A 573-nucleotide genomic window follows, 5' to 3' on the forward strand; every position below is an offset into this window, starting at 1 on the left:
AGATATGGGTGGCTTAAAGAATATGATTCTATTGCATTGCAGCAGGCGGTGATTAACCTTGACGTGGCTTTCTCCAACTTTTTTAATCCGAAACTAAAAGCCCGTTTTCCCACGTTTAAAAGTAAGCATGGCAGACAATCTAGCTATCATTGTGTCGGGATCAAAGTCATTGATGGCGCGATAAAAATCCCGAAAATCGCACCGATTGAAGCGCGTTTACATCGTGAAATGACGGGGGCGCTGAAAAGTATCACACTGGGGAGTGCTAATCGCCGTAAAGCCCGAATACAGCTTGCAGGTGTACACGAACGGGTAGCCAATGCCCGTGCTGATTTCAACACAAACTCTCTCGTGCAATTGTTGACGAAAACCAAGCGGTAATTGTAGAGACACTGAAATCGGCGAATATGATGAAAAACCACTGTCTGGCTCGCGCTATCGGTGATGCAGGCTGGCATGGTTTTATCACAAAGCTGGAATATAAAGCCGCAGAAAAAGGCGTCCATCTGGTAAAACTGGATCAATGGTTTGCCAGTTCGAAAACCTGTCATTGCTGCGGTCATAAAATGTCAG

General features: G+C 45.5%; 1 pseudogene. It reads left to right on the top strand.

Annotated elements, in window-relative coordinates:
• Window positions 1-573 (top strand): annotated as a pseudogene (locus tag BHE89_RS19590) (RNA-guided endonuclease TnpB family protein); the annotation flags it as partial.

The sequence above is a fragment of the Shigella sp. FC1967 genome, from assembly GCF_001743005.1.
Classification (GTDB): domain Bacteria; phylum Pseudomonadota; class Gammaproteobacteria; order Enterobacterales; family Enterobacteriaceae; genus Proteus.